Below are 25,726 nucleotides of genomic sequence, written 5' to 3' on the forward strand. Positions count from 1 at the left end.
CCTAGCCCCCGTCTCCGGGCGCCCGCAGCCCTATTAGGCCCGCCGCACCGGCCGCGTCGCGCAGTACGTCCCGCAGCATCTCCGGGGTGAGCCGACCGGTGAAGGTGTTGCGCTGGCTCACGTGGAAACAGCCGAAGACGTCGATGCCACTATGCCTGTCGGGGGTGCCTGGAACATCAAGGCCGCCAGAGGCATCGGGACCGCCGGGGGCATAGGGACCGCCAGGGGCATCGGGACCGCCAAGGGCATCAGGAGCGTCGAGGGCGTCCAGCCGCACCCGCGCTCCGTGCGCGAACGCCGGTCGCGGTCTCGGCACCGTCCACCCCGCCGTCGCGAACGCGGGCAGCGCGGCCTGCCAGCCGAAGGCCCCGAGGACGACCACCGCCCGCAGCGTCGGCCGCAGCAGCCGCAGCTCCCGCACCAGCCAAGGGCGACAGGTGTCCCGTTCCTCGGGCGTCGGCTTGTTGGCGGGCGGCGCGCAGTGCACGGGCGAGGTGACCCGCACGCCGTACAGCTCCAGACCGTCCCCGACGCTCACGGACGCGGGCCGCGAGGCCAGCCCCACGTCGTACAGCGCCCGGTACAGCACGTCCCCGGACCGGTCGCCGGTGAACATCCGCCCCGTGCGGTTGCCCCCGTGCGCCGCCGGTGCCAGACCGACGATCAGCAGCCGGGCGTCCGCCGGGCCGAAGCCGGGGACCGGCCGCCCCCAGTACGTCCAGTCCGCGAACGCCGCCCGCTTGGTGCGGGCCACCTCCTCACGCCAGTCCACCAGGCGAGGACAGGCCCGGCATCCGGCGATGCGCTCGTCCAGCCCCGCGAGGCCACTGCTGGTGCCGCTGTCCATGGCTCAACCGTAGAGCCACGTCTCACCAGGCCCCACCCAGAAAACCCGGCCGCCCCCTCCCCTCCAGGGAGCTAAGGTCGACCCATGGCTTCCGAGGTTGCGGACCACCAGGATCCGAAGGACACGCACAGCGCACCGCACACGCAGAGCGCGGAGGGCACGCCTGGCGAGGGCGCCACGGCGCCGAGCACCGACCCCAAGGACGCCGCCGCGGTCACCGCCGCCAAGGCCGCCGGGCCACAGAGCGGTGAGAGCGTGCGCATCGACAGCTGGATCTGGTCCGTACGTCTGGTGAAGACCCGCTCCATCGGCGCCGCCGCCTGCAAGGGCGGCCATGTCCGGGTGAACGGCGAGCGGGTCAAGCCCGCCCACTCCGTACGCGTCGGCGACGAGGTGCGCCTGCGGCATGAGGGCCGAGAGCGGATCGTCGTCGTCAGGCGCCTGATCCGCAAGCGCGTCGGCGCCCCGGTGGCCGTCCAGTGCTATGTCGACAACAGCCCGCCGCCCCCGCCCCGCGAGGCCGTCGCCCCGCCCGGCATCCGCGACCGTGGCACCGGCCGCCCGACCAAGCGCGACCGCCGCGAGCTGGAACGCCTGCGCGCGCTGCGCGGCCTCGGCGGTCCCCCGAAGCCGCCCGGCACCGGTGGGTCAGGCGGACGGTGACCTCAGGCTCGGCGCAGTAGCCGCAGCAGCTCCGCGTTGTGGGAACGCCGCGCCCAGGCTATGAGGGCGAGTGGCACGATCAGGATCAGCGGTGTCGCCGCGTACTGCCCGTCGAAGACGGTGAGCTGGACGATGAACGCGCCCACCATCAGCGCGCTCAGCGCCATCGCCGACACCGACTGAAGCGCTGGTATCAACAGCGCGGCGGCTCCCGCCAGTTCGAGGACGCCGATGGTGTACATCCCCGCGCCGCCCCAGCCGATGTCGTCGAAGGTCTCCATGGCCGACGAGTGCGCGATCAGCTTGGGCAGCGCGCTCGCGACCGCGAAGAACAGCGCGAGCAGCACCTGGAGCGCGCGCAGTGCGATACGGGCGCGTCGGCCACGGGCGGTCGCGGACTCTCCGATGACCGTGCCGGTCGAGGCGGAGGTGAGGGAGGCGGCGGAAGCAACGGATGCGGTGGTCTCGGCCATCGGGGTCTCCTGTGTGAGGGGTGGTGCGTGGTCCGTCGTGCGTCACAGAGGTAAACCCCGGAGCGGTCACGAACTCATCGCCCGCGCCCTCACCCAGATCCCGTCCTCCGTCAGATATCTGTCGACCGTCAGCCCTGCCTCGCCCAAGGCCTGCTCGAACTGGTCCTTCGTCAGCGGTCGCGCCCGGAAGGTCTGCGTCCATATCGCGTCCGGGAACACATACTCCGCGTGCACCGAGTTCACCCCGTCCCCGACCGGCTCGGACGACAGGATCCGCACGGTGTAGCCGCTGGGGTCGACCCGCTCACGCGGGAGATCGCTGTGGTAGTCCGCGCCCTCCCGCTGGATGAGCACACAGCCGCCGTCGGCGACATGCCGCACACAGGTGCGCAGCAGCCCGCGCCGCACCTCGGGGTCCCCGGTGTGCACGAGGAACGAGGCGAGCAGCACGACGTCGAACGTCTCGCCCAGGTCGAGGTCCTCGATGGGGCCGCATATCGTGCGCGCGCCGCGCACTCGGTCGAGCATCTCCGGGGATTCGTCCACCGCGGTGACCGTGAAACCGCGCTCCAGCAGGGGATGGGTCATCCGGCCCACTCCACTGCCCAGTTCGAGGATGTGCGCGCCCGGTGGTACCGCTGCGGCGATGATGTCCGGCTCCGTCCCGATGGACAGTCGTGCATACAGCTCCACCGCGCAGCCGTCCGGGGTGATGGCCCCGGGTCCCGTCCCTTGATGTCCCGCCCGCATCTTCAGCTCCATGCCCGTCCAACGGCCCGCCTCCGCACAGCCGTTCCCACCCGCCCCCACTTCACCCGTTCGAGTGACGGAGGTGGTGTGCGAGCACCACGAGGGTCAGGAGCAGGCACCGCGGAGGGTCAGGAGCAGGCACCGCGGAGGGTCAGGAGCAGGCACCGCGGAGGCACAGAAGCAGGCACCGCGGAGGCACAGAAGCAGGCACCACGGAGGCACAGAAGCAGGCACCGCAGCGCCAAGACCGGGCCCCGCAGCGCCAGGACCGGGCCTCACCGGGGTCAGGAGTCGAACCGCGCCGCCTTCAGGTACTGCGGCTTCGGATCCAGCGCGGCAGCCAGCCGGAAGTGGCGTATGGCCTGGTCAGGGCGCCCCTGACGCTCATACGTGCGGGCGAGCGCGAAGTGCGCGTAGGCGTTGTCCGGCTCTCGCTCCAGGACCACGCTGAACTCGAGTTCCGCGGGCCGCAGTTGCGCCGCGGCGAAGAAGGCGCGCGCACGCAGCAGCCGTGCGGCGGTGTTCTCCGGGTGAGCGGCGATGACCTCGTCGAGCAGCTTCACCGCGCCCCGCGGGTCCCGCGCGGCGAGCAGTTGCTCGGCGGCGCGGTAGTCGATGACATGCGTCTCCGGAGTACGTCCGGTCGAACCGCTGGTGTCGGGCACAGCAAAGTCCTTCCCTCACTGACCGGGTTCAACGCCCGCACCACGCTCCGTTATTCCTGGCGCGGCGCGCGGGACGCCTGTGCCCTGTGGACGAGATCGGCCCATACGTCCTTCACCCGCCGTTGCAGATCCGCGAGCGGAACGTCGTTGTCGATCACGATGTCCGCGATCTTCAGGCGCTGTTCCCGCGTCGCCTGGGCGGCCATCCGCGCGCGGGCGTCGTCCTCGGTCATCCCGCGCAGCCGGACGAGCCGGTCGAGCTGGGTCTCGGGGCTGGCGTCGACGACCACCACGAGGTCGTACAGCGGGGCGAGGCCGTTCTCCGTGAGGAGCGGCACGTCGTGGACGACGACGGCGTCCTCGGCGGCAGCGGACTCCAACTCCTTGGAACGGGCGCCGACCAACGGGTGCACGATCGAGTTCAGCACCGCGAGCCGGTCGGGGTCAGCGAAGACGATCGAGCCCAGCTTGGGCCGGTCGAGGCTGCCGTCCTCGGCGAGCACCTCCTCGCCGAAGGCCCGTACAACCTCGTCGAGGCCGGGAGTGCCGGGCGCGACGACCTCGCGCGCGATCCGGTCCGCGTCGATGAGCACGGCGCCGCACTCCACGAGCAGCCGCGACACCTCGCTCTTGCCCGCGCCGATCCCTCCGGTCAAGCCCACTTTCAGCATGAACGGCAGCTTAGGCCCTGCCACCGACAGCCGGGAGGCACACCCCGGACCGGCGGACGGGCGGCCCTAGTTGTCGCCCTCGCGCTCCGCCAGGAACCGCTCGAACTCCTGCCCGATCTCGTCGGCCGACGGGATCTCGACCGGCTCGGCCAGCATGTTGCCCCGGGACTCGGCGCCCGCCACGGCGTCGTACTGGTGCTCAAGGCCCTGGACCAGGGCGGTCAGCTCGTCGTCGCCCTCGCGGATCTGGCGTTCGATCTCCGTCTGGGTGCGGTAGGCGTCGGTGCGCAGGGCGTGCGCGATGCCGGGGAGGACCAGTCCGGTGGCGGCCGTGATGGCCTCCAGGACGGTCAGGGCCGCGTCCGGGTAGCCGGAGCGGGCGATGTAGTGCGGTACGTGCGCGGCGACGCCGAGGACGTCGTGGCCCGCTTCCATCAGGCGGTACTCGACGAGCGCCTCGGCGCTGCCGGGCACCTGGGCCTCCTCGAAGGGGCTGCGGTGGCCGGGGACCAGGTCGGTGCGGTTGCCGTGCGGGGTGAGGCCCACGGGGCGGGTGTGCGGGACGCCCATGGGGATGCCGTGGAAGTTCACGGCGAGACGCACGCCGAGCCGCTCCACGATCTGCTCGACGGCCGCGGCGAACCTCTCCCACTCCACGTCCGGCTCGGGGCCGGACAGCAGCAGGAAGGGGGCTCCGGTGGCGTCCTGGACGAGCCGCACCGCGAGCGTGGGCTCCTCGAACGACGTCCAGCGGTCCCGCCGGAACGTCAGCAGCGGGCGCCGGGCGCGGTAGTCCACGAGCCGGTCGTGGTCGAAGCGGGCGACGACCTGGTGGGGCAGCGAGTCGAGCAGGCCGTCGACGATCTGGTCGCCGGTCTCGCCCGCGTCGATGTATCCGTCGAAGTGGTAGAGCATGACAAGACCGGCCGATTCCTGGGCCAGCGCCATGTCGACGACGGCCAGGCCCTTCGGCTCCCACGTGTACAAACCCTGCGGATCAAGCACGGTGACCGCTCCTCCTCGTGTTCACAGTCAACAACGAGGCGCGACCCGTGCTCATTCCCGAGATCGACGACAACGCCCAAAGGGGCGCGGGGAACTGCGGGATCAGCCGGGGACGGCCCGCGGACGACCGACAACCGCCAGAGGGCACGGCCAAGGGGCCGCACCCCGAAAGGTACGGCCCCTTGGCCAACTGCTAAGCCTCAGCGGCGAGCGTTCAGCTCTGGCCGCCAGCCAGCTTCTCGCGCAGCGCGGCCAGCGCCTCGTCCGACGCCAGGGCGCCGGAGTTGTCGCTGCCCTCGGACGAGTACGAGCCACCACCGGACGCGGCCGGAGCGGCGGCCTCGCCACCCTCGGCAGCGGCCTGGGCGTCCGCCTCGCGGGACTTGATGACCTGCTGCTGGTGCTGCTCGAAGCGGGACTGCGCCTCGGCGTACTGGCGCTCCCACTCCTCGCGCTGCTTCTCGTAGCCCTCGAGCCAGTCGTTGGTCTCGGGGTCGAAGCCCTCGGGGTAGATGTAGTTGCCCTGGTCGTCGTAGGACGCGGCCATGCCGTACAGGGTCGGGTCGAACTCGACCGACGCCGGGTCGGCACCGAAGGACTCGTTGGCCTGCTTCAGCGAGAGGCTGATGCGACGGCGCTCGAGGTCGATGTCGATGACCTTGACGAAGATCTCGTCGTTGACCTGGACGACCTGCTCCGGGATCTCCACGTGGCGCTCGGCCAGCTCGGAGATGTGGACCAGACCCTCGATGCCCTCGTCCACGCGGACGAACGCACCGAACGGAACCAGCTTCGTGACCTTGCCGGGCACGACCTGGCCGATCTGGTGGGTGCGGGCGAACTGCTGCCACGGGTCTTCCTGGGTCGCCTTCAGCGACAGGGAGACGCGCTCGCGGTCCATGTCGACGTCGAGGACCTCGACCGTGACCTCCTGGCCGACCTCGACGACCTCGGAGGGGTGGTCGATGTGCTTCCAGGACAGCTCGGAGACGTGGACCAGACCGTCGACGCCACCCAGGTCCACGAAGGCACCGAAGTTGACGATCGAGGAGACCACACCGGAACGGACCTGACCCTTCTGGAGGGTCGTGAGGAACGTCTGGCGGACCTCGGACTGGGTCTGCTCCAGCCAGGCACGGCGGGACAGGACCACGTTGTTGCGGTTCTTGTCCAGCTCGATGATCTTGGCCTCGAGCTCCTTGCCCACGTAGGGCTGGAGGTCGCGAACGCGGCGCATCTCGACCAGGGAGGCCGGGAGGAAGCCACGGAGGCCGATGTCGAGGATGAGACCACCCTTGACGACCTCGATGACGGTACCGGTGACGATCCCGTCCTCTTCCTTGATCTTCTCGATGGTGCCCCAGGCACGCTCGTACTGGGCGCGCTTCTTCGAGAGGATCAGGCGGCCTTCCTTGTCCTCCTTCTGGAGAACAAGGGCCTCGATCTCGTCACCGACGGCGACGACCTCGTTGGGGTCGACGTCGTGCTTGATCGAGAGCTCGCGGCTCGGGATAACGCCTTCGGTCTTGTAACCGATGTCGAGCAGGACCTCGTCCCGGTCGACCTTCACGATGACGCCGTCGACGATGTCGCCGTCGTTGAAGTACTTGATCGTCTCGTCGATCGCGGCGAGGAAAGCTTCCTCGTTACCGATGTCGTTGACCGCTACCTGCGGGGTGGTGGCGGTGGTCTCGGTGCTGCTCGTCATGTGGGAAAGGGCTCCGGTACGGACATTGAAGTCGTAGGTACTGCTTGCGCCGGGAGCCCGTTTCGCTCTGATGAAGCCGGACAGCCAAGGAAGCGCCTCACCAGAAACTAGTGATGGCGCCTCGACAACCGAGGGGACATACAACAGATGCGAGCGCAGCCTGCTACGTCTGAGGTGCGCAGGCCCGCAGCGCAACTTGTAGCATACGGGGGCGGCCGGGCAGGGTCAATGCGCGAAGCCGCCCACCCGGGGCGGATCGCCGCATAACCGGCACGAGAGCCGTCCACCGAGGCCACGCGGGCCGCACTGCGCCCCGCTGGGTCCCCCGCGTGACACCGCCGGAACGGGCTGGACGGAAGAGTACGACGAGGGAGCCGATCATCCAAGAGTCCGTGACGTCCAAGACAGCGACCGGCACCGCGGCGGAGACCGCCGCCGAGCCGGAGGCCACCCGGCGTGCCGCGGGTGTCGCGGAGAGTTCCCGCGCCAACCGCGGCTGGTGGGACCGCAACGCGGACGAGTACCAGATCGAGCACGGCACGTTCCTCGGCGACGACCGCTTCGTATGGGGCCCCGAAGGGCTCGACGAGGTGGAGGCGGAGCTGCTCGGCCCGGCGCAGGAGCTGGCGGGCAAGGCGGTCCTGGAGATCGGCTCCGGCGCGGCGCAGTGCTCGCGCTGGCTGGCCGCGCAGGGTGCCCGTCCGGTCGCCCTCGACCTCTCCCACCGCCAGCTCCAGCACGCGCTGCGCATCGGCGGAACGTTCCCGCTGGTGTGCGCCGACGCCACCGCCCTGCCCTTCGCGGACGCCTCCTTCGACCTGGCCTGCTCGGCCTACGGCGCGCTGCCCTTCGTGGCCGACCCGGTGCTGGTGCTGCGCGAGGTGCGACGGGTACTGCGGCCGGGCGGGCGGTTCGTGTTCTCGGTGACGCATCCGATCCGCTGGGCGTTCCCGGACGAGCCGGGTCCGGAGGGCCTGTCCGTCTCCGCCTCCTACTTCGACCGCACGCCCTACGTCGAGCAGGACGAGGCGGGCCGCGCGGTGTACGTCGAACACCACCGGACGATCGGCGACCGCGTCCGGGACGTCGTGGCCGGGGGCTTCCATCTGGTGGACCTGGTGGAGCCGGAGTGGCCCGCGTGGAACTCCTCGGAGTGGGGCGGCTGGTCCCCGCTGCGCGGGAATCTGATCCCGGGGACGGCGATCTTCGTGTGCGTACGAGACTGAGTGCGTGATCCGCTACGACGCTCTGCACGCCCTTCCCGTACGGGCCGCCCTGCCCGGTCTGACCGACGCCCTGGACGGCCCCGGCACCGCCGTGCTCGTCGCGCCGCCGGGCACCGGCAAGACCACGCTGGTGCCGCTGGCGCTGGCCGGGCTGCTGGGCGAGGGGCCCGCGCGGCGGGTGGTGGTGGCCGAGCCACGGCGGATCGCGGCGCGGGCGGCGGCGCGGCGGATGGCGTGGCTGCTGGGCGAGAAGGTCGGCGAGAGCGTCGGCTACACGGTGCGCGGGGAGCGGGTCGTCGGGCGCCACGCGCGCGTGGAGGTCGTCACGACGGGTGTGCTGCTCCAGCGGATCCAACGGGACCAGGAGCTGGCCGGGGTCGACGTGGTGGTGCTCGACGAGTGCCACGAGCGGCATCTGGACGCGGACACCGTGGCGGCCTTCCTGTGGGACGTACGGCAGACGCTGCGGCCGGAGCTGCGGCTGGTGGCGGCGTCGGCGACGACCGACGCGCAGGGCTGGGCGCGGCTGCTGGGGGACGCTCCGGTGGTCGAGGCCGAGGGGGTCTCGCACCCGGTGGAGGTGGTGTGGGCGCCGCCCGCGCGTGCGGTGCGGCCGCCGCACGGCATGCGGGTCGATCCGGCGCTGCTGGCGCATGTGGCGTCGGTGGTGCGGCGGGCGCTGGCCGAGCGGCCGGGGGACGTCCTGTGCTTCCTGCCGGGCGTGGGCGAGATCGCGCGGGTCGCCGGGCGGCTCGGCGGTCTGGACGGGGTGGACGTCCTCCAGGTGCACGGGCGGGCTCCGGCCTCCGTGCAGGACGCGGTGCTGGCGCCGGGGGCCCGGCGCCGGGTGGTGCTGGCGACCGCGGTCGCGGAGTCGTCGCTGACCGTTCCGGGCGTGCGGGTGGTCGTCGACTCGGGGCTGGCGCGTGAGCCGCGCGTGGACCACGCGCGCGGGCTGAGCGCGCTGACGACGGTACGGGCCTCACAGGCGGCGGGGCGGCAGCGGGCCGGGCGGGCGGGGCGTGAGGCGCCGGGGGCGGTGTACCGGTGCTGGGCTGAGGCTGAGGACGCGCGTCTGCCGCGGTTTCCCGCGCCGGAGATCGAAGTGGCCGACCTGACGGCGTTCGCGCTCCAGGCGGCCTGCTGGGGCGATCCCGAGGCCTCCGGGCTGGCACTCCTGGACCCGCCCCCGGGCGGCGCGATGGCGGCGGCGCGGGCCGCCCTCACGGCGGTGGGCGCGGTGGACCCCGCCGGGCGGGCCACGGAGCGGGGCGCGCGGCTGGCGCGACTGGGACTGCACCCCCGGCTGGGCCGGGCCCTGCTGGACGCGGCTCCCCTGGTGGGCGCCGAGCGGACTGCCGAGGTCGTGGCCCTGCTGAGTGAGGAGCCGCCCCGCGAGTACGGCGACGACCTCGCCGCCGCGTTGCGCGCCGCCCGGCGCGGGGGTGACGCCTACGCGGCGCGGTGGCGGGCGGAGGTACGTCGGCTGCGGGCCGCCGCCGAGGGGGCCTCCGGCGGGAATGAGGGGGCCTCCGGCGGGAATGCGGGCGGCCCGTCGCCGGTGGCTGCCGTGGACTCCGCGCACACGCCCGCTGCGGCGGCGGACGCCGGTGAGGACGGTCGCGTCGGGATCGTCGTCGCTCTGGCCTTTCCCGAGCGGGTGGCCCGGATGGACGGCGGTTCCTATCTGATGGTCTCCGGTACTCGCGCCGAGGTCGGGGAGGGCACCGGGCTGCGGAGTGCGTCCTGGGTCGCGGTCGCCGTGGCCGACCGGCCGCTGGGGAAGGCGCACGCGCGTGTGCGGCTCGCCGCCGTGGTGGACGAGGAGGTCGCCCGGTACGCGGCCGGGGCCCTGCTGGACGAGCGGGACGAGGTGCGCTGGGCCGGAGGGGACGTCGTCGCGCGGCGCGTGGAGCGGCTCGGGGCGGTGGAGCTGGCGGTGCGACCGTTGCGGGACGCCGATCCTGTCCTCGTACGCGAGGCGCTCCTCGAAGGGCTGCGGCGGGAAGGGTTCGGTCTGTTGCGGTGGTCGGCTGAGGCGGGTTTGCTGCGGCAGCGGCTCGCCTTTCTGCGGCGGCACCTCGGGGCGCCCTGGCCGGATGTCTCCGATGACGTGCTGCACGCGCGCGTGGCGGAGTGGTTGGAGCCGGAGTTGGGGCGGGCTCGGCGGCGGGCGGATCTTGGGCGGATCGATGCCGGGGAGGGGCTGGCGCGGTTGCTGCCGTGGGCGACGGGGGAAGCGGCGCGGCTCGATGAACTCGCTCCCGAGCGGATCACCGTACCGAGTGGGTCCAGAATCCGGATCGACTACTCCCATCCCGAACAGCCGGTCCTCGCGGTGAAGTTGCAGGAGATGTTCGGGCTCCAGCGGTCGCCCGTCGTGGCGGGGGTGCCGGTGCTCGTCCATCTGCTGTCCCCGGCCGGGCGTCCGGCGGCTGTCACGGCTGACCTGGCGTCGTTCTGGCGGGAGGGCTACAAGGGCGTACGGGCGGAGCTGCGGGGCCGGTACCCGAAGCATCCGTGGCCGGAGGACCCGGCCACCGCCGAGCCGACCCGGCACACCAACGCGCGGCTCAGGCGGTGACGGGTTCCGGTTCCGCGGGCTGCCGGGCGGGCGGTTCGCCGGGGTGGCGGCCCCGCGCCTCCAGGTAGAGGGAGAGGGCCAGCAGCACGACGCCCAGGGTCAGCAGGCCCCAGGGGAGGTAGGACGTCATCAGCAGGACCAGGGTGCGGTTGGACTTGACCAGGTCCACGGTGTGCCGGATGTAGTCCTCGCGCATCTTCACATGGCCGGAGAACGCGGTGACCTTCTCCCGGCCGCCGAGGAGGGTGCCGCCGCGCAGTTCCTCCTTGTGGATCTCCTCGCCGTAGACGGGCGCGCCGGTGAGCGGTTCGACCCAGAACCTGCGGACGGTGGTGTACCAGCGGGTGGTGCCGGTCTCGGCGACGGACTCGGGAGTGATCCCGTCGACGGGCATCTCCTTGGGGAAGGGCACCTTGGTCCAGGGGATGGTCTGCTCGAAGTAGTAGACCTCGACGCCGCGGAAGTCCTGGGTGCCCCGGTAGTGGATGGGGGCCGTGACGCGGGCCTGGGCGTCGAAGTACTCGTAGTCCCGTTTCTCCGTCAGGAACGGCCACTTGAACTCGATGCCCTCGCGGCGGACCGGGTCGCCGTCGACCATCTCGCCGGTGGCGTGGACGGGCTCCTGGGTGTGGGCGTCGAAGATGTAGCGCTCGGGAATCTTGGAGACCATCTTGCCGTCGGGGCCCTGGACGTAGGACAGGCCGTCCCAGACGACGACGTCCCGGCCCGCCGTCCGTTCGATCCGCTCGGAGGCCTCCACGTCACCGCGCAGTGTCTGCACGATGGTGACCTTGGGGACCTCGCGGGCGCGCATGGTGCCGTAGTCGAGGAGGGTGGCGTTCCGGGCCTCCAGGACCATGTCCTGGTACTGGCTGGGCGGGATCTTGGCGAGGCGCGGGAAGGCGTACCAGCGCAGCAGGGGGGACAGCGCCGCGCAGAACACGGCGAGGGCGAGCAGGATCAGGGCGGTCTTGCGGCGCATCTCCGCCTCCCTCCCAGGGTGGTCACGGATGTGCGGGCACCGTCGTCAGCAAGGGCTTGGGGGATGTCTCGCCCGTGGGTGAGCCAAGGGCGGTGAGGGTGAGGACCAGGGCGAACGCGAGGGCGAGGCCGGTGGCGGCGGCGATCAGGGCGCGCATACGGGACTCCCCACGGACGTCAGCTGACACATCGTCAGGTCTTCGGCACCGTAGCAACGGGCGGGCGAGATGAGAACACGTCGTGCGCACGGCGAAGGGCGCCCGTCCGCTCGGCGGAGGGGCGCCCCGTGCCGGGTGCTCGGCGGGGTTACGCGGTCGGTGAGGCCGAGGGGCTGGCCGACGCGCTGGTGGACTCGCTCGGCGTCGGGGACGGCTCGGGGGCCGTCACGGTCAGTTCGAGGGTCAGCGTCGCGCCGCCGGTGGTGGTGATGCGCAGCAGATAGGTGCCCGCGGTGTCGTCCGCGTACAGCGTCGGCAGCGTCAGCAGTCCGTTGGCGTCGGTCTTCAGGCCGCTCAGGGCGCGTACGGCGGTGCCGTCGGCGTTCTTGAAGTAGGGGCCCTTGTCGTTGGCCGTCGAGTCGTCCGCCGACTTGATCAGGGTCGCGGTGGCCGCCACCCCGTCCGCGACGGCGCCGTTGTACGCGGCCTTCACCTGCACCTGCTCGGCGAACTCGCCGCCCGTCACGCAGGTCAGCGCGGTCTCGCCGACGCGGGTGAGGGTGTCGGCGGCGCGGGCGGTGACGGTGGCGGTGTAGTCGAGGCCGGGGAGCGTCCGGCCGACGACGGCGGCGCGGACGGTGAAGTCGCCGGTCTCCTCGCCCGCCTGGAGCGCGGGGGCGACGGCGACACCGGCGCTGCTGGTGACGACCGTGGCGACGGTCTCGCCGGTGGAGAAGGTGGCGTCGGTGGAGCCGGTGATCGTGAAGCGGACCCGGACCTTGCCGACGGCGGTGCCGTCCTTGGTCTCCGTGCGGGTGCGTATCCGCTCGCCGAAGGGGTCGCCCGCCATGGCGGTGAGCTTCGCGGTGCCCGCGTCCTCCAGGTGGTGGACGGTGTCGGTGGGCGTCGGCGGAGTGGTCGGCGGGGTGGTGCTGGGCGGCGGGGTCGTCGGGGGCGGGGTCGAGCCGCCGCCGGAGGGGGGTGTGCTGGGCTTCGGCGACTCGCTCCCGCGGTCCGGCGAGGACGGGGGCGGGGTGGGGGTGGGGCTGGCCCCGGCCGGGTCGTCGCTGCGGTTGGCGGGCAGGGTGCCGGTGCCGTCCGGGACCTCGTGGGTGCCCTTGCGGTAGTACTCCAGCCACGACAGGACCGTGTTCAGGTAGTCCCGTGAGTTGTTGTAGCTGAGGATCGCGCTGTCGAGGTCGGCCCGCGTGGACAGGTCCCAGCCGAACCGGCACAGGTAGTGCCCGGCGGCGAGTGCGGCGTCGTAGACGTTGTTGGGGTCCTCGACCCCGTCGCCGTTGCCGTCGCGGCCCGCCCACGCCCAGGTGGACGGGATGAACTGCATGGGGCCCACCGCGCGGTCGTACGCGCTGTCGCCGTCGTAGAGGCCGTTGTCGGTGTCGCTGATGTTCGCGAAGCCGTTGCCGTTGAGCTGCGGGCCGAGGATGGGGCTGAGGGTGGTGCCGTTCGCGGCGACGTTGCCGCCGCGGGCGTGTCCGGACTCCACCTTGCCGATGGCGGCGAGCAGTTCCCAGGGCATGTTGCAGCCGGGCTTCGCGTCGCGCAGCTTGGCGGCGGCCTTCTTGTAGGCGTCGAGGACGGTCGCGGGTATGCCCGCCTCGGACTCACCCGTGACGGGCGGGGTGGTGCCGTTGCTCGGCGACGGGGTGGGGCTGTTCAGCGGCGGAAGGTCGGTGTAGTACGGCGAGTTGCCGGTCGCGCTGTCCTCCGCGTAGCCGTCCGGGGTGGGCTGCGCGCCGGTGGTGGACTGTCTGCCGTCCCCGTCGGTGGTCACTCCCGGAGCCTGGGATGCGGACAGTGCGGCGACCGCTGCGGCGGCGACGGCGGTCGTCGCCGCCGTCTTGCGCAGCCTCCTGCCGAATTGCGGCCCCATAGAGTGAACCCCTCCCCTGGACGTCCGAGCGCCCGTTCGTCTGTGATCGCCCAGTGGCTTCTGCCCGGTAGCTCTTGTCGACCCAGGCGACCCTACGACAACTTCCCGCGCGCCGGGAGGCGTTCACGTCCGGTTTTCACCGGTTGGCCACATCCCGTTGGGGCGGCGGTGCCGGGTCAGTTCGCGGGGTCCGGCGTGACCGGGTTTGTCGCCACGAAGACGGTGACGGTGGGGGTGGTGGCATGGGGCCTCGGCAGCAGGGTGAGGAGGAGGGCGAGGTAGCCGCGGGCCAGATCGGCCCAGGGCCGCCGGGGTGGTACGGGGGGCCTGTCCCCTTCTTCCCGCACTTTCCGTACTTTCCGTGCTTGCTGCGCTTGCCGTTCTTGCCGTTCTTGCCGTTCTCGTCGTTCTTGTCGTACGTCCCGCGCCTCCCGGCCGGTGCGGTGCGCGAGCCGGTGCCAGAGATCCGGCGCGGTGTGGCGGAAGGCCGTGGCCGCATCGGTGGGGATGCGGGCGGTGCTCGCGCCGACCGCGCAGGCCGGTACCGGCGGAAGCGGCGCGGGGGCCGCCTTGCGGCTGAGCATGCGTATACCCATGGCGGCATCCTTACGGGCCCGGGGCGGCGGGGGCCCGTCCGCGGGGGCCACCTGAGTGACGCCCTTTCGGGGGCCGGAGGGGTGCCGGACGCCCGGGCGGGGGCCTCGCGCGGATACGCGAGGCCCCTTGGCCACCGGCGTCAGTGCGCCGCCGACTCCCAGTCCGGGCCCACGCCCACCGAGACATCCAGCGGGGCGCGCAGCCGCACCGCCGTGGCCATCTCGTGGCGGACGAGTTCCTCCGCGGCCTCGCGTTCGCCGGGGGCGATCTCCAGGACGATTTCGTCGTGCACCTGAAGGAGCATGCGGGACTTCAGCTTCGCCTCGCGCAGCGCCAGGTCGACATTGAGCATGGCGATCTTGACGATGTCGGCCGCGGTGCCCTGGATGGGCGCGTTGAGTGCCATCCGCTCGGCGGCCTCGCGGCGCTGGCGGTTGTCGCTGTTGAGGTCCGGGAGGTAGCGGCGGCGCCCGAACAGGGTCGCCGTGTACCCCGTCGCCCGCGCCTCGTCGACCGCCCGGCGCAGATAGTCCCGTACGCCGCCGAAGCGCTCGAAGTAGGCGTCCATCAGGGCGCGGGCCTCAGCCGCCTCGATGCTCAGCTGCTGGGACAGGCCGAAGGCCGACAGCCCGTACGCCAGGCCGTACGACATCGCCTTGATCTTGCGGCGCATCTCCGCGTCGACCGCGGCGGGCGCCACGGAGAACACCTGGGCGGCGGCGGTGGTGTGCAGGTCCTCACCGGAGGTGAACGCCTCGATCAGGCCCGCGTCCTCGGACAGGTGGGCCATCACCCGCAGCTCGATCTGGCTGTAGTCGGCGGTCATCAGCGACTCGAAGCCCTCACCGACGACGAAGCCGCGGCGGATCGCCCGGCCCTCGTCCGTGCGCACCGGGATGTTCTGCAGGTTCGGGTCGGTGGACGACAGGCGGCCGGTCGCGGCGACCGTCTGGTTGAACGTGGTGTGGATGCGGCCGTCCGCGGCGACCGTCTTGATCAGGCCCTCGACGGTGACGCGCAGCTTCGCCTGCTCACGGTGGCGGAGCATGATCACCGGCAGCTCGTTGTCGGTCTGCGTGGCGAGCCAGGCGAGCGCGTCGGCGTCGGTGGTGTATCCGGTCTTGGTCTTCTTGGTCTTGGGCAGCGCCAGTTCACCGAAGAGGACCTCCTGGAGCTGCTTGGGCGAGCCCAGGTTGAACTCGTGCCCGGCCGCCGCGTGGGCCTCCTTCACCGCCTGCTGGACGGCGCCCGCGAACATCTGCTCCATGGCCTCCAGGTGCGCCCGGTCGGCCGCGATGCCGTGCCGCTCCATCCGGGCCAGCAGCGCCGAGGTGGGCAGCTCCATGTCGCGCAGCAGATCGGCGGCGCCGACCTCCTCGAGGCGGCCCTCGAATGCCTGGCCCAGGTCGAGGATCGCGCGGGCCTGCACCATCAGCGCCTCGGCCTCGGCGCCGTCGTCCGTGCCGAAGGCGAGCTGGCCGTCGGCCGCGGCGGCAGGCGCCAGCTCGCGGTGCAGGTACTCCAGGGACAGCGCGTCCAGGTCGAAGGAGCGGCGGCCCGGCTTGACGAGGTAGGCGGCGAGCGCGGTGTCCATGGTGACGCCCTCGACCGTCCAGCCGTGCTCGGGGAAGACCCGCATCGCGCCCTTGGCGTTGTGGAAGACCTTCGGGCGGCCCGCGTCGGCCAGCCAGGCGGCCCAGGCCCGCTCGTCGGCCTCGTCCAGCTGGGCCGGGTCGAACCAGGCGGCGGCACCGCCCGCGGCGGCCAGCGCCACCTCGGCCACGGAGCCGTTGCCGAGCGCCCAGGTGTCGACGGTGGCGACGCCGAGGGCCTCCGCGCCGTGCTCGGTCAGCCAGGGGGCCAGCTCGCCGGTGCCGAGCACTCTGCCGTCCAGCTCGACGCCGTCCGCGGCGACCGGCGTCGGCTCGGCCTCCTCCGCGCCGGGGTCGACGGCGAACAGGCGCTCGCGCAGCGAGGGGTTCCTGATCTCCAGGGTGTCCAGGATCATCGCGACGGCCTTGCGGTCGTACGGCGCCCTGCCCAGGTCGGTGACGCCCCGGTCCAGCTCCACCTGCCGCTCCAGCTCGGTGAGGCGGCGGTTGAGCTTGACCGACTCCAGGTGGTCGCGCAGGTTCTGCCCGGCCTTGCCCTTGACCTCCTCGGCCCGCTCGACCAGCTCGGCGAACGAACCGAACTGGTTGATCCACTTCGCGGCCGTCTTCTCCCCGACGCCGGGGATGCCGGGCAGGTTGTCGGAGGGGTCACCGCGCAGGGCGGCGAAGTCGGGGTACTGCGTGGGCGTCAAGCCGTACTTCTCGAGAACCTTTTCCGGGGTGAACCGGGTCAGCTCCGAGACGCCCTTCGTGGGATACAGCACGGTCGTGTGCTCGCTGACCAGCTGGAAGGAGTCCCGGTCGCCGGTGACGATCAGCACCTCGAAACCGGCGGCCTCGGCCTGGGTGGCGAGGGTGGCGATCACGTCGTCGGCCTCGAAGCCGTCGACCGCGAAGCGCTGCGCGTGCATCGCGTCGAGCAGCTCGCAGATCAGCTCGACCTGGCCCTTGAACTCGTCGGGGGTCTTGGAGCGGTTCGCCTTGTACTCGGTGAACTCCTCCGAGCGCCACGTCTTGCGGGAGACGTCGAAGGCCACCGCGAAGTGCGTCGGAGCCTCGTCACGCAGGGTGTTGGCGAGCATCGACGCGAAGCCGTAGATCGCGTTCGTCGGCTGGCCCGTCGCGGTCGTGAAGTTCTCCGCGGGCAGCGCGAAGAACGCGCGGTACGCCAGCGAGTGCCCGTCCATGAGCATCAGCCGGGGACGCTCACCGCCGGAGGTGTTGTCGGTCTTCTTCGATGCTGTCTCTGCCACGTCCCCGATCCTGCCACGCCCCACTGACAGTCGGCCCCACCCGCACCCCGGCCCGGCGGCACCCGCAAGCTTTGCTGGCGCCGGGCGTGCGTCCCGGCCGGTCCCGCTGTCGGTCCGCCGTGCGAGGATCGGAGACGTACCTCACAGATGCAGTACACGCAGTCACGTGCCGTGCACACAGCCGCGCAGTCAAAGGAGAGCGTGCGATGGCCACGAAGCCGCCCCAGGGTGATCCCGTCCAGGACGCGCCGGAGGTCAGTGCCCCCCGGCACGCGGTGGCCGGGGCCACGGCCATCGGGCACTCCCTGCGCGTCGCCCAGCGGCAGATGGGCGTGAAGCGCACGGCGCTGACCCTGCTGCGGGTCAACCAGAAGGAAGGCTTCGACTGCCCCGGCTGCGCCTGGCCGGAGGGCGACCACCGGCACACGTTCGAGTTCTGTGAGAACGGCGCGAAGGCGGTCGCGGAGGAGGCCACCCTGCGCCGGGTCACCCCGGAGTTCTTCGCCGCGCACCCCGTCGCCGACCTCGCGGACCGCAGCGGCTACTGGCTCGGCCAGCAGGGCAGGCTGACGCACCCCATGTACCTCCCCGAAGGGGGTGACCACTACGAGCCGGTCTCCTGGGCGCGCGCCTTCGACATCATCGCCGAGGAGATCACCGCCCTCGGCTCCCCCGACGAGGCCGTCTTCTACACCTCGGGCCGCACCAGCAACGAGGCGGCGTTCCTTTACCAGCTTTTCGCCCGCGAACTGGGCACCAACAACCTGCCGGACTGCTCCAACATGTGCCACGAGTCGTCGGGCTCGGCACTGACGGAGACCATCGGCATCGGCAAGGGCAGCGTCCTGCTGGAGGACCTCCACCAGGCGGACCTGATCATCGTCGCCGGTCAGAACCCGGGCACCAACCACCCCCGCATGCTCGCCGCCCTGGAGCGGGCCAAGGCCAACGGCGCCAGGATCATCACCGTCAACCCGCTGCCCGAGGCGGGCCTGGAACGCTTCAAGAACCCGCAGACCGCCAAGGGCCTCACCACCGGGGCCGCGCTCACCGACCTCTTCCTCCAGATCCGCATCGGCGGCGACCAGGCCCTCTTCCGCCTCCTCAACAAGCTGATCCTCGACACCGAGGGCGCCGTCGACGAGGACTTCGTCCGCGAACACACCCATGGCTACGAGGAGTTCACCGAGGCCGCCCGCGCCGCCGACTGGGAGGCGACCCGCACCGCCACCGGCCTGACCGAGCAGGAGATCCGCCGCGCCCTGGACATGGTCCTCGCCTCGGAGCGCACGATCGTGTGCTGGGCCATGGGCCTCACCCAGCACAAGCACGCCGTGCCCACCATCCGCGAGGTGGTCAACTTCCTGCTGCTGCGCGGCAACATCGGCCGCCCCGGCGCCGGGGTCTGCCCGGTGCGCGGCCACTCGAACGTGCAGGGCGACCGCACCATGGGCATCTTCGAACGCCCCGCCCCCGCCTTCCTCGACGCCCTGGAGCGGGAGTTCGGCTTCACTCCCCCACGCGAGCACGGCTACGACGTCGTACGCGCGATCCGCGCCCTGCGCGACGGCGAGGCGAAGGTCTTCTTCGCCATGGGCGGCAACTTCGTCTCCGCCTCCCCCGACACCGACGTCACCGAGGCCGCCATGCGGCGCGCGCGGCTGACCGTGCACGTGTCGACGAAGCTCAACCGCAGCCACGCCGTCACCGGCGCGCGCGCCCTGATCCTGCCCACCCTGGGCCGCACCGAGCGCGACCTCCAGGGCGGCGGCGAGCAGTTCGTCACCGTCGAGGACTCCATGGGCATGGTGCACGCCTCCCGCGGCCGACTGGACCCGGCGGGCCCGCACCTGCTGTCGGAACCGGCGATCGTGTGCCGCCTGGCCCGCCGGGTGCTCGGCGCGGACAGCGTCGTCCCCTGGGAGGAGTTCGAGAAGGACTACGCGACCATCCGGGACCGCATCGCGCGCGTGGTCCCCGGTTTCGAGGACTTCAACGCGCGCGTGGCCCGGCCCGGCGGCTTCGTCCTGCCGCACGCCGCCCGCGACGAGCGCCGCTTCCCGACCGCCACCGGCAAGGCCAACTTCACGGCCGCGCCCGTCGAGTACCCCGAACTGCCCGAGGGGCGGCTGCTGTTGCAGACGCTGCGCTCGCACGACCAGTACAACACCACCATCTACGGCCTCGACGACCGCTACCGCGGCATCACCGGCGGCCGTCGGGTGGTGCTGGTCAACCCGGAGGACGCCCACGCCCTGAAGATCGCCGACGGGTCGTACGTCGACCTGGTCAGCGAGTGGCGCGACGGCGTCGAGCGCCGGGCGCCCGGATTCCGGGTCGTGCACTACCCGACCGCCCGGGGCTGCGCCGCCGCCTACTACCCCGAAACCAACGTCCTGGTCCCGCTGGACGCCACCGCGGACACCAGCAACACCCCGGCCAGCAAATCCGTCGTGGTCCGTCTGGAACAATCGGCCACCGACTGAGCGTTTGCTCAGCAGGGTGAGTCACCCGACCCGACAGACGACGAACGGAGCGCGGCCCCATGGGCGAGCAGCAGCACGTGAAGTTCCCGAAGGAAGTCATCGACGAATACGCCGCGCTCGGCGTCGACCTCCAGGCCCTCTTCTCGGCCGGTCACCTCGGCACCCGGATGGGCGTGCAGATCCTGGAGGCCTCGGCGGACCGTGTCGTCGGCACCATGCCGGTGGAGGGCAACACCCAGCCGTACGGCCTGCTGCACGGCGGCGCCTCCGCCGTGCTCGCCGAGACCCTCGGGTCCATCGGGTCCATGCTGCACGGCGGCACCTCGAAGATCGCCGTCGGCGTCGACCTGAACTGCACCCACCACCGCGGCGCCCGCTCCGGCCTGGTGACCGGCGTGGCCACGCCCCTGCACCGGGGCCGCTCCACGGCGACGTACGAGATCGTGATCAGCGACGAGGAGGGGCGCCGGGTGTGCAGCGCCCGGCTGACCTGCATGCTGCGCGACGTCAACCGCGGCGACACGGAACGCTTCAGCGGCGGCACGGCCACCTGAGCCCACCCAAAGAGACCACCCCCACCCAAAGAGACCACCCCCGCCCACGAAGAACACCCCGCCCCAAGAGGCCACCCCCACCCAAGGAGACCACCCCGCCCCAAGAGACCGCCCCCGCCCGGCAACCACCCCGACCCCTGGCCCAACTCCCCCTGTACGCCGTAGCGTCGGGGCATGGCAACGGAAGGGGCCCTCCGGACGGGGGCGGCGGCGCTGTTACTGACCCTGCTGTCCACGGGATGCGGCACCGCTGACTCACCGCCGACGTCGGCGGGCACCAGCGCCGCACCGTCCCCCACCCCCACACCCCCCGAAGACCTGTGCACCCGCCTCGTCTCCCACTGGTCCCGCGAGGTCCTGGACAGCGGAACCTACGGCGACTACCAGTCCATGGGCCTGTCGAACGGGCAGTACGAGATCCTGCGCGAGGTCGTGGACGCCGCCCGCGCCGAGAAGCGGCGCCACGGCGCGCAGGCCGCCGACGCGCTGATCGAGCGCCGGGCCCGCGCGGGCTGCGTGGACTGGTACCGCACCGGCGGCCCGAGCGACGGCCCGTGGCAGTGAGCGGCGTCGGCCCCGTCGAGCCCGGCGAGGGCACCCACGTACAAGAACCCGCCCCGCCGCGGCCACGGCGGCCGTCGGCACTGCAGCGGCTGCCCGACCGGCGCCGCCGCGCCCTCCTCGCGGCCCTGACCGCCGCCGCGCTGCTCGCGGGCGGCGGCTACCTCCACGCCACCCGGCCACAGCCGTCGCCCACCCCCGCGCTCCCCTCCCCCGCACCTCTCGTGACCGCCCCGCCGTACCCGTCCCAGGTCGTCGACCTGGTCTATCTGAACGAGACGACCACCGAGGGCACCGACCCGTCGGCGGGCTTCCGCTTCGAGGTGGTGGTGAGCGTGCTGTCCGGCCCGCCGGTCACCGTGACCCGGATCGACCAGCCGTACGCCGGTCTCGCCGTGACCTCGATACCCCGGGCACCTTTTCGGACAGAAGCCGGTTCGTCCCGCAAGATCGCTATCACGATGCGGGTGACGGAATGCGAAAAAGTACCGAGGAACGCCGGACTCCCTTTCCTGGATGTAACTCTACGTAATACGCGTGCAATACAAACCCACAGTTTCATCCTGGGAGCACGCTACGCACAGCACCTCTCGGAGGCCCTGGAGGTAGCCTGCAGCAACAGTTCTCGGTAATCACCAAAACCGCCGAGACCCCTGAACTTCCCCGGCGGGGCCTGGGAGTTCTCACTATTCGGACAGGGCGAATCGGCCGGAATTCCGCGGTTCCACCCACTCAGTACCGCTCTGCATTACGTCGTGTCATAACAAGAGCGTCACAGCCTTGGTCAGGTACTCCTCCACGTTCCCCTCACACGCTTAGAGTCACCGCCAGTCACCGCGCCGTCGGATTGTCACTTCGGCCCAGCGCTCGACTCGGTCGCTTCCAGGGGGAAGGGCCGTGCCAGGGAAAGGACTGACTGATCGTGCGTCAACGTTCGCTCATCGCCATCACCGCCGCGCTGGCGGCGGGAGCACTCACCCTCACCGCCTGCGGCTCGCGCGACGACGACGGCGGCTCGGACTCCGGCAGCGGCGGCACCAAGGTCATCATCGGCGTCGACGCCCCGCTGACCGGCGACCTCTCCGCGCTGGGCCTGGGCATCAAGAACTCCGTCGACCTCGCGGCCAAGACGGCCAACAAGGAGAAGTACGTCGAGGGCGTCACCTTCGAGATACAGGCGCTCGACGACCAGGCACAGCCGGCCTCCGGCCAGCAGAACGCCACCAAGCTGGTCGCCAACGACGACGTCCTCGGCGTCGTCGGCCCGCTGAACTCCTCCGTCGCCGAGTCCATGCAGAAGGTCTTCGACGACGCCAAGCTGGTCCAGGTCTCGCCCGCCAACACCAACCCCGCCCTCACCCAGGGCCAGGACTGGCAGACCAACAAGGCCCGCACCTACAAGTCGTACTTCCGCACCGCGACCACGGACGCCATCCAGGGCCCGTTCGCCGCGCAGTACGTCTTCAACGACGCCAAGAAGAAGAAGGTCTTCGTCATCGACGACAAGAAGACCTACGGCGCCGGCCTCGCCGCCACCTTCTCCGCCGAGTTCGAGAAGCTCGGCGGCAAGATCGTCGGCACCGAGCACATCGACCCCGAGACGAAGGACTTCTCCTCCGTCGCCACCAAGGTCAAGAGCTCCGGCGCCGACGTCGTCTACTACGGCGGCGAGTACCCGCAGGCCGGCCCGCTCAGCAAGCAGATCAAGGCCGCGGGCGCCAAGATCCCGCTCGTCGGCGGTGACGGCATCTACAGCGCCGACTTCATCAAGCTCGCCGGCGCCAGCGGCACCGGCGACCTCGCCACCTCCGTCGGCGCCCCCGTCGAGGAACTGCCCTCCGCCCAGGAGTTCGTCTCCAACTACAAGACCGAGGGCTACAAGGAGGCCTACGAGGCCTACGGCGGCTACTCCTACGACTCGGCCTGGGCGATCATCGAGGCCGTCAAGAAGGTCGTCGACGACAACAACGGCGAACTCCCCGACGACGCCCGCGAAAAGATCACCGCCGCCATGCAGAACGTCTCGTTCGACGGTGTGACCGGCAAGGTCTCCTTCGACGAGTTCGGTGACGCCACCAACAAGCAGCTCACCGTCTACTCCGTCGAAGGCGGCGACTGGAAGGCCGCCAAGTCCGGCACCTACGAAGGCTGAGCCCAGCCGCACCCATCCCCTGAGCCGCGCGGGGCGCTGCACCACTGGCGCCCCGCGCGCACTCACATCCGGCCACTTCCGTCGAATCATCGACACGTCTCGGAGGACATGCGGTGAACGAACTGCCGCAGCAGCTGGTCAACGGCCTGCTACTGGGATCCATGTACGGGCTGGTCGCCATCGGCTACACGATGGTCTATGGTATCGTCCAGCTCATCAACTTCGCCCACGGCGAGATCTTCATGGTGGGCGGCTTCGGCGCGCTCACCGTCTACCTGTATGTACTGCCCGACGGCACGTCCATGTGGGTCGCACTCCCCCTCATGCTCATCGGAGGCGTCATCGTCTCCGTCCTCGTCGCCGTGGGAGCGGAACGGTTCGCCTACCGCCCCCTACGAGGCGCACCACGCCTCGCCCCCCTCATCACCGCCATCGGCCTCTCCCTGGCACTCCAGCAGGCCGTATGGGTCTGGTACCCCGACGCCCGATCCGCGATCACCTTCCCGCACATCGACGGCGGACCCTTCGAGATCGGCAACGTCACCATCCAGACCGGCGACATCTTCCTGATCGTCGCCGCCCCCATCAGCATGGCCTTCCTCGCCTACTTCGTCATGAAGACCCGCACCGGCCGCGGCATGCAGGCCACCGCGCAGGACCCCGACACCGCCAAACTGATGGGCATCAACACCGACCGCATCATCGTGGTCGCCTTCGCCCTCGGCGCCGTCTTCGCCGCCGTCGGCGCCGTCGCCTACGGACTCAAGTACGGCGAAGTGCAATTCCGCATGGGCTTCATCCTCGGTCTGAAGGCCTTCACCGCAGCCGTCCTCGGCGGCATCGGCAACATCTACGGAGCCATGCTCGGCGGCCTCGTCCTCGGCGTCGCCGAGTCCCTCTCCACCGCCTACATCTCCGACATCCCCGGCATGGACCAGTTCGGCAGCCAGTCCTGGGCCAACGTCTGGGCCTTCGTACTCCTCATCCTTGTGCTCCTCCTGCGGCCCCAAGGCCTGCTGGGTGAGCGCGTCGCGGACAGGGCGTGAGACCGATGACCACACAGACCACACCACCGCAGACCCCGCACAAGACCGACACCGGCCGGAACACGGGACTCATCGCCCTCCCGCCACACATCGGCCGCGCCCTGGCCGTCGGCGCCAGCGCCCTGACGATCATCTCCACCTTCCTCGCCTGGACCTGGACCTCCGAATTCCCCGGCGACCTCACCGTCTACGGCTACCCCGGCGGACTCCAGGTCCTCGTCCTCATCGGCGGCCTGCTCACCACCGTGTTCGGCCTCGCCTCCTACGACGTCCGCGGCCTGCGCTGGCTCGTCCCCGCCGGTGCCGACAGCGCCCTCAAACTCACCGCGCTCGGCACCTTCGCCACCGCCTGGTACACCGTCCTGGCCATCACCATCGACCTCGGCGGAACCGTCAACCTCGAACCCGGCGGCTACGTCGTCGCGGCCAGCACCCTCGCCGCCGTCCTCGGCGCACTGGCACTGCCCTACGAGCGGCCCGCCCCCGAACCGTCCGACCCCGACGACACCGCCTGGGAACAGTTCCGGCACACCACCCGGCAGAACCTCAACAGCCTGCGCGCCGCCTTCGCCACCGGACCCACCACGGCACCCACGCGCACACTGCCCCCCTACGCCGAGATCCTCGTCATCGTCGCCACCCTGGCCATCGGCCTCACCGTCTTCACCTACGGCATCGGCACCGAATACGACGAACTCTTCGTCGGCTTCCTCATCACCGCGGGCTTCGGCTTCGCCGCCATCGCCAAGGCCGGACTCCTCAGCCGCATCTCGGCCATCACCGCCAAGCACCGCAACGTGACGATGATCGGCGCCTTCGTCGCAGCCGCCGCCTTCCCGTTCACCCAGTCCGACGACCAGTACGCCACCATCGGCGTCTACATCCTCATCTTCGCCACCGTCGCCCTGGGCCTGAACATCGTCGTCGGCCTCGCCGGACTCCTCGACCTCGGCTACGTCGCCTTCCTCGGCGTCGGCGCCTACACCGCCGCCATGGTCTCCGGCTCACCATCCTCACCCTTCGACGTGCACCTGCCGTTCTGGCTCTCCGCACTCCTCGGCGCCGCCGTCGCCATGATCTTCGGCGTCGTCATCGGCGCGCCCACCCTGCGACTGCGCGGCGACTACCTCGCCATCGTCACCCTCGGCTTCGGTGAGATCTTCCGCATCACCGTCCTCAACATGGACGGCACCTCCGGACCCGACATCACCAACGGCTCCAACGGCATCTCCTCAATCCCCAACCTCAACATCCTGGGCTTCGACTTCGGCGCCGAACACAGCATCGCGGGCTTCACCATCGCCCGCTTCGCCAACTACTTCCTGCTGATGCTGCTGATCACCCTCGTCGTGGTGATCGTCTTCCGACGCAGCGCCGACTCCCGCATCGGCCGCGCCTGGGTCGCCATCCGCGAGGACGAGACCGCCGCCGAAGCCATGGGCATCAACGGCTTCCGCGTCAAACTCATCGCCTTCGCCCTCGGCGCCGCCCTCGCCGGACTCGCCGGAACCGTCCAGGCCCACGTCACCTACACCGTGACACCCGAGCAGTACCAGTTCGCCCACGTGGTCCCGCCCAACTCGGCCTTCCTCCTCGCAGCGGTCGTCCTCGGCGGCATGGGCACCATCAGCGGCCCCCTCGTCGGCGCCGCCCTGCTCTACCTGATCCCCGCCAAGCTCCAGTTCCTCGGCGACTTCCAGCTCTTCGCCTTCGGTCTCACGCTCGTCCTGCTGATGCGCTTCCGACCGGAGGGCCTCATCCCCAACCGGCGCCGCCAGCTCGAATTCCACGAAGAGGCCGAGCCGCCCACAGTCCTCAGCAAGGCAGGGGCCTGACCAC

The 25,726-nt window shown here is 71.1% G+C and carries 22 protein-coding genes; 10 read left to right on the forward strand and 12 right to left on the reverse strand.

What is annotated here, in order from left to right; genetic code table 11:
• Position 1: 1 nt before the first annotated feature.
• Positions 2 to 847: a uracil-DNA glycosylase gene (locus tag ACFVQG_RS16030; RefSeq protein ID WP_383382337.1), complete on the reverse strand. Its 846-nt coding sequence runs from the start codon at positions 845 to 847 to the stop codon at positions 2 to 4.
• 84 nt (positions 848 to 931) lie between these two features.
• Between ACFVQG_RS16030 and ACFVQG_RS16035 the strand changes: the two genes are divergently transcribed.
• On the forward strand, positions 932 to 1,510 hold the full coding sequence (locus tag ACFVQG_RS16035) for an RNA-binding S4 domain-containing protein (RefSeq protein ID WP_383382340.1): 579 nt from the start codon (positions 932 to 934) through the stop codon (positions 1,508 to 1,510).
• 2 nt (positions 1,511 to 1,512) lie between these two features.
• Here the strand turns inward: ACFVQG_RS16035 and ACFVQG_RS16040 are convergent, their stop codons facing one another.
• The 6 genes from ACFVQG_RS16040 to rpsA all read right to left on the reverse strand — a co-directional run bounded on the left by ACFVQG_RS16040 (position 1,513) and on the right by rpsA (position 6,782).
• A complete protein-coding gene (locus tag ACFVQG_RS16040; RefSeq protein ID WP_383382343.1) occupies positions 1,513 to 1,983 on the reverse strand; it encodes a DoxX family protein in 471 nt (156 codons plus the stop codon).
• Positions 1,984 to 2,049: 66 nt separating this feature from the next.
• The gene (locus ACFVQG_RS16045) at positions 2,050 to 2,733 is read right to left on the reverse strand and encodes a class I SAM-dependent methyltransferase (protein WP_383382349.1); all 684 of its coding nucleotides are present in this window, start codon (positions 2,731 to 2,733) and stop codon (positions 2,050 to 2,052) included.
• Positions 2,734 to 3,017: 284 nt separating this feature from the next.
• Complete coding sequence (locus ACFVQG_RS16050; protein WP_383382352.1) at positions 3,018 to 3,398, reverse strand: tetratricopeptide repeat protein; 381 nt, start codon at positions 3,396 to 3,398, stop codon at positions 3,018 to 3,020.
• Between the two features lie 50 nt (positions 3,399 to 3,448).
• Complete coding sequence (gene coaE, locus ACFVQG_RS16055) at positions 3,449 to 4,069, reverse strand: dephospho-CoA kinase (RefSeq protein WP_383382355.1); 621 nt, start codon at positions 4,067 to 4,069, stop codon at positions 3,449 to 3,451.
• A 66-nt stretch (positions 4,070 to 4,135) separates the two neighbouring features.
• Entirely contained in the window at positions 4,136 to 5,074 is a 939-nt protein-coding gene (locus ACFVQG_RS16060; protein WP_383382358.1) for a PAC2 family protein, read from the reverse strand.
• 214 nt (positions 5,075 to 5,288) lie between these two features.
• On the reverse strand, positions 5,289 to 6,782 hold the full coding sequence (rpsA, locus tag ACFVQG_RS16065; RefSeq protein ID WP_383382361.1) for a 30S ribosomal protein S1: 1,494 nt from the start codon (positions 6,780 to 6,782) through the stop codon (positions 5,289 to 5,291).
• 329 nt (positions 6,783 to 7,111) lie between these two features.
• On the opposite strand from rpsA, the gene ACFVQG_RS16070 reads away from it, so the two are divergent.
• Entirely contained in the window at positions 7,112 to 8,008 is an 897-nt protein-coding gene (locus ACFVQG_RS16070) for a class I SAM-dependent methyltransferase (protein WP_383382364.1), read from the forward strand.
• Positions 8,009 to 8,012: 4 nt separating this feature from the next.
• The gene (gene hrpB, locus ACFVQG_RS16075; protein WP_383382366.1) at positions 8,013 to 10,592 is read left to right on the forward strand and encodes an ATP-dependent helicase HrpB; all 2,580 of its coding nucleotides are present in this window, start codon (positions 8,013 to 8,015) and stop codon (positions 10,590 to 10,592) included.
• On the opposite strand, the gene ACFVQG_RS16080 is transcribed toward hrpB, so the two are convergent.
• From ACFVQG_RS16080 to polA, 5 genes are all read right to left on the reverse strand, one after another.
• On the reverse strand, positions 10,582 to 11,574 hold the full coding sequence (locus ACFVQG_RS16080) for a DUF3068 domain-containing protein (RefSeq protein WP_383382369.1): 993 nt from the start codon (positions 11,572 to 11,574) through the stop codon (positions 10,582 to 10,584). The two genes, hrpB and ACFVQG_RS16080, sit on opposite strands and share 11 nt — an antisense overlap.
• A 22-nt stretch (positions 11,575 to 11,596) precedes the next feature.
• A complete protein-coding gene (locus ACFVQG_RS16085) occupies positions 11,597 to 11,731 on the reverse strand; it encodes an SPW_0924 family protein (protein WP_383382371.1) in 135 nt (44 codons plus the stop codon).
• Positions 11,732 to 11,879: 148 nt separating this feature from the next.
• Positions 11,880 to 13,625: a lytic transglycosylase domain-containing protein gene (locus tag ACFVQG_RS16090; protein WP_383382373.1), complete on the reverse strand. Its 1,746-nt coding sequence runs from the start codon at positions 13,623 to 13,625 to the stop codon at positions 11,880 to 11,882.
• Between the two features lie 176 nt (positions 13,626 to 13,801).
• Positions 13,802 to 14,221 carry a hypothetical protein gene (locus ACFVQG_RS16095; RefSeq protein WP_383382376.1) on the reverse strand — a complete coding sequence of 140 codons (420 nt, stop codon included), beginning with the start codon at positions 14,219 to 14,221 and terminating at the stop codon, positions 13,802 to 13,804.
• Positions 14,222 to 14,361: 140 nt separating this feature from the next.
• Positions 14,362 to 17,088, reverse strand: a complete 2,727-nt coding sequence (gene polA / locus ACFVQG_RS16100) for a DNA polymerase I (protein WP_383382379.1) — start codon at positions 17,086 to 17,088, stop codon at positions 14,362 to 14,364.
• Positions 17,089 to 17,294: 206 nt separating this feature from the next.
• Between polA and ACFVQG_RS16105 the strand changes: the two genes are divergently transcribed.
• From ACFVQG_RS16105 to ACFVQG_RS16135, 7 genes are all read left to right on the forward strand, one after another.
• The gene (locus tag ACFVQG_RS16105) at positions 17,295 to 19,574 is read left to right on the forward strand and encodes an FdhF/YdeP family oxidoreductase (RefSeq protein ID WP_383382382.1); all 2,280 of its coding nucleotides are present in this window, start codon (positions 17,295 to 17,297) and stop codon (positions 19,572 to 19,574) included.
• Positions 19,575 to 19,633: 59 nt separating this feature from the next.
• Complete coding sequence (locus ACFVQG_RS16110) at positions 19,634 to 20,128, forward strand: PaaI family thioesterase (protein WP_383382385.1); 495 nt, start codon at positions 19,634 to 19,636, stop codon at positions 20,126 to 20,128.
• 174 nt (positions 20,129 to 20,302) lie between these two features.
• Positions 20,303 to 20,692, forward strand: a complete 390-nt coding sequence (locus ACFVQG_RS16115; protein WP_383382388.1) for a hypothetical protein — start codon at positions 20,303 to 20,305, stop codon at positions 20,690 to 20,692.
• Positions 20,689 to 21,321, forward strand: a complete 633-nt coding sequence (locus ACFVQG_RS16120) for a Tat pathway signal sequence domain protein (protein WP_383383799.1) — start codon at positions 20,689 to 20,691, stop codon at positions 21,319 to 21,321. The genes ACFVQG_RS16115 and ACFVQG_RS16120 overlap by 4 nt, the downstream gene beginning before the upstream one ends.
• Positions 21,322 to 21,611: 290 nt before the next feature.
• The gene (locus ACFVQG_RS16125) at positions 21,612 to 22,841 is read left to right on the forward strand and encodes a branched-chain amino acid ABC transporter substrate-binding protein (RefSeq protein ID WP_383382391.1); all 1,230 of its coding nucleotides are present in this window, start codon (positions 21,612 to 21,614) and stop codon (positions 22,839 to 22,841) included.
• Between the two features lie 113 nt (positions 22,842 to 22,954).
• The gene (locus ACFVQG_RS16130) at positions 22,955 to 23,887 is read left to right on the forward strand and encodes a branched-chain amino acid ABC transporter permease (protein WP_383382394.1); all 933 of its coding nucleotides are present in this window, start codon (positions 22,955 to 22,957) and stop codon (positions 23,885 to 23,887) included.
• Positions 23,888 to 23,892: 5 nt separating this feature from the next.
• The gene (locus ACFVQG_RS16135; RefSeq protein ID WP_383382397.1) at positions 23,893 to 25,722 is read left to right on the forward strand and encodes a branched-chain amino acid ABC transporter permease; all 1,830 of its coding nucleotides are present in this window, start codon (positions 23,893 to 23,895) and stop codon (positions 25,720 to 25,722) included.
• The last annotated feature ends 4 nt before the right edge of the window (positions 25,723 to 25,726 follow it).

The organism is Streptomyces sp. NPDC057877 (genome assembly GCF_042796855.1).
GTDB lineage: Bacteria > Actinomycetota > Actinomycetes > Streptomycetales > Streptomycetaceae > Streptomyces.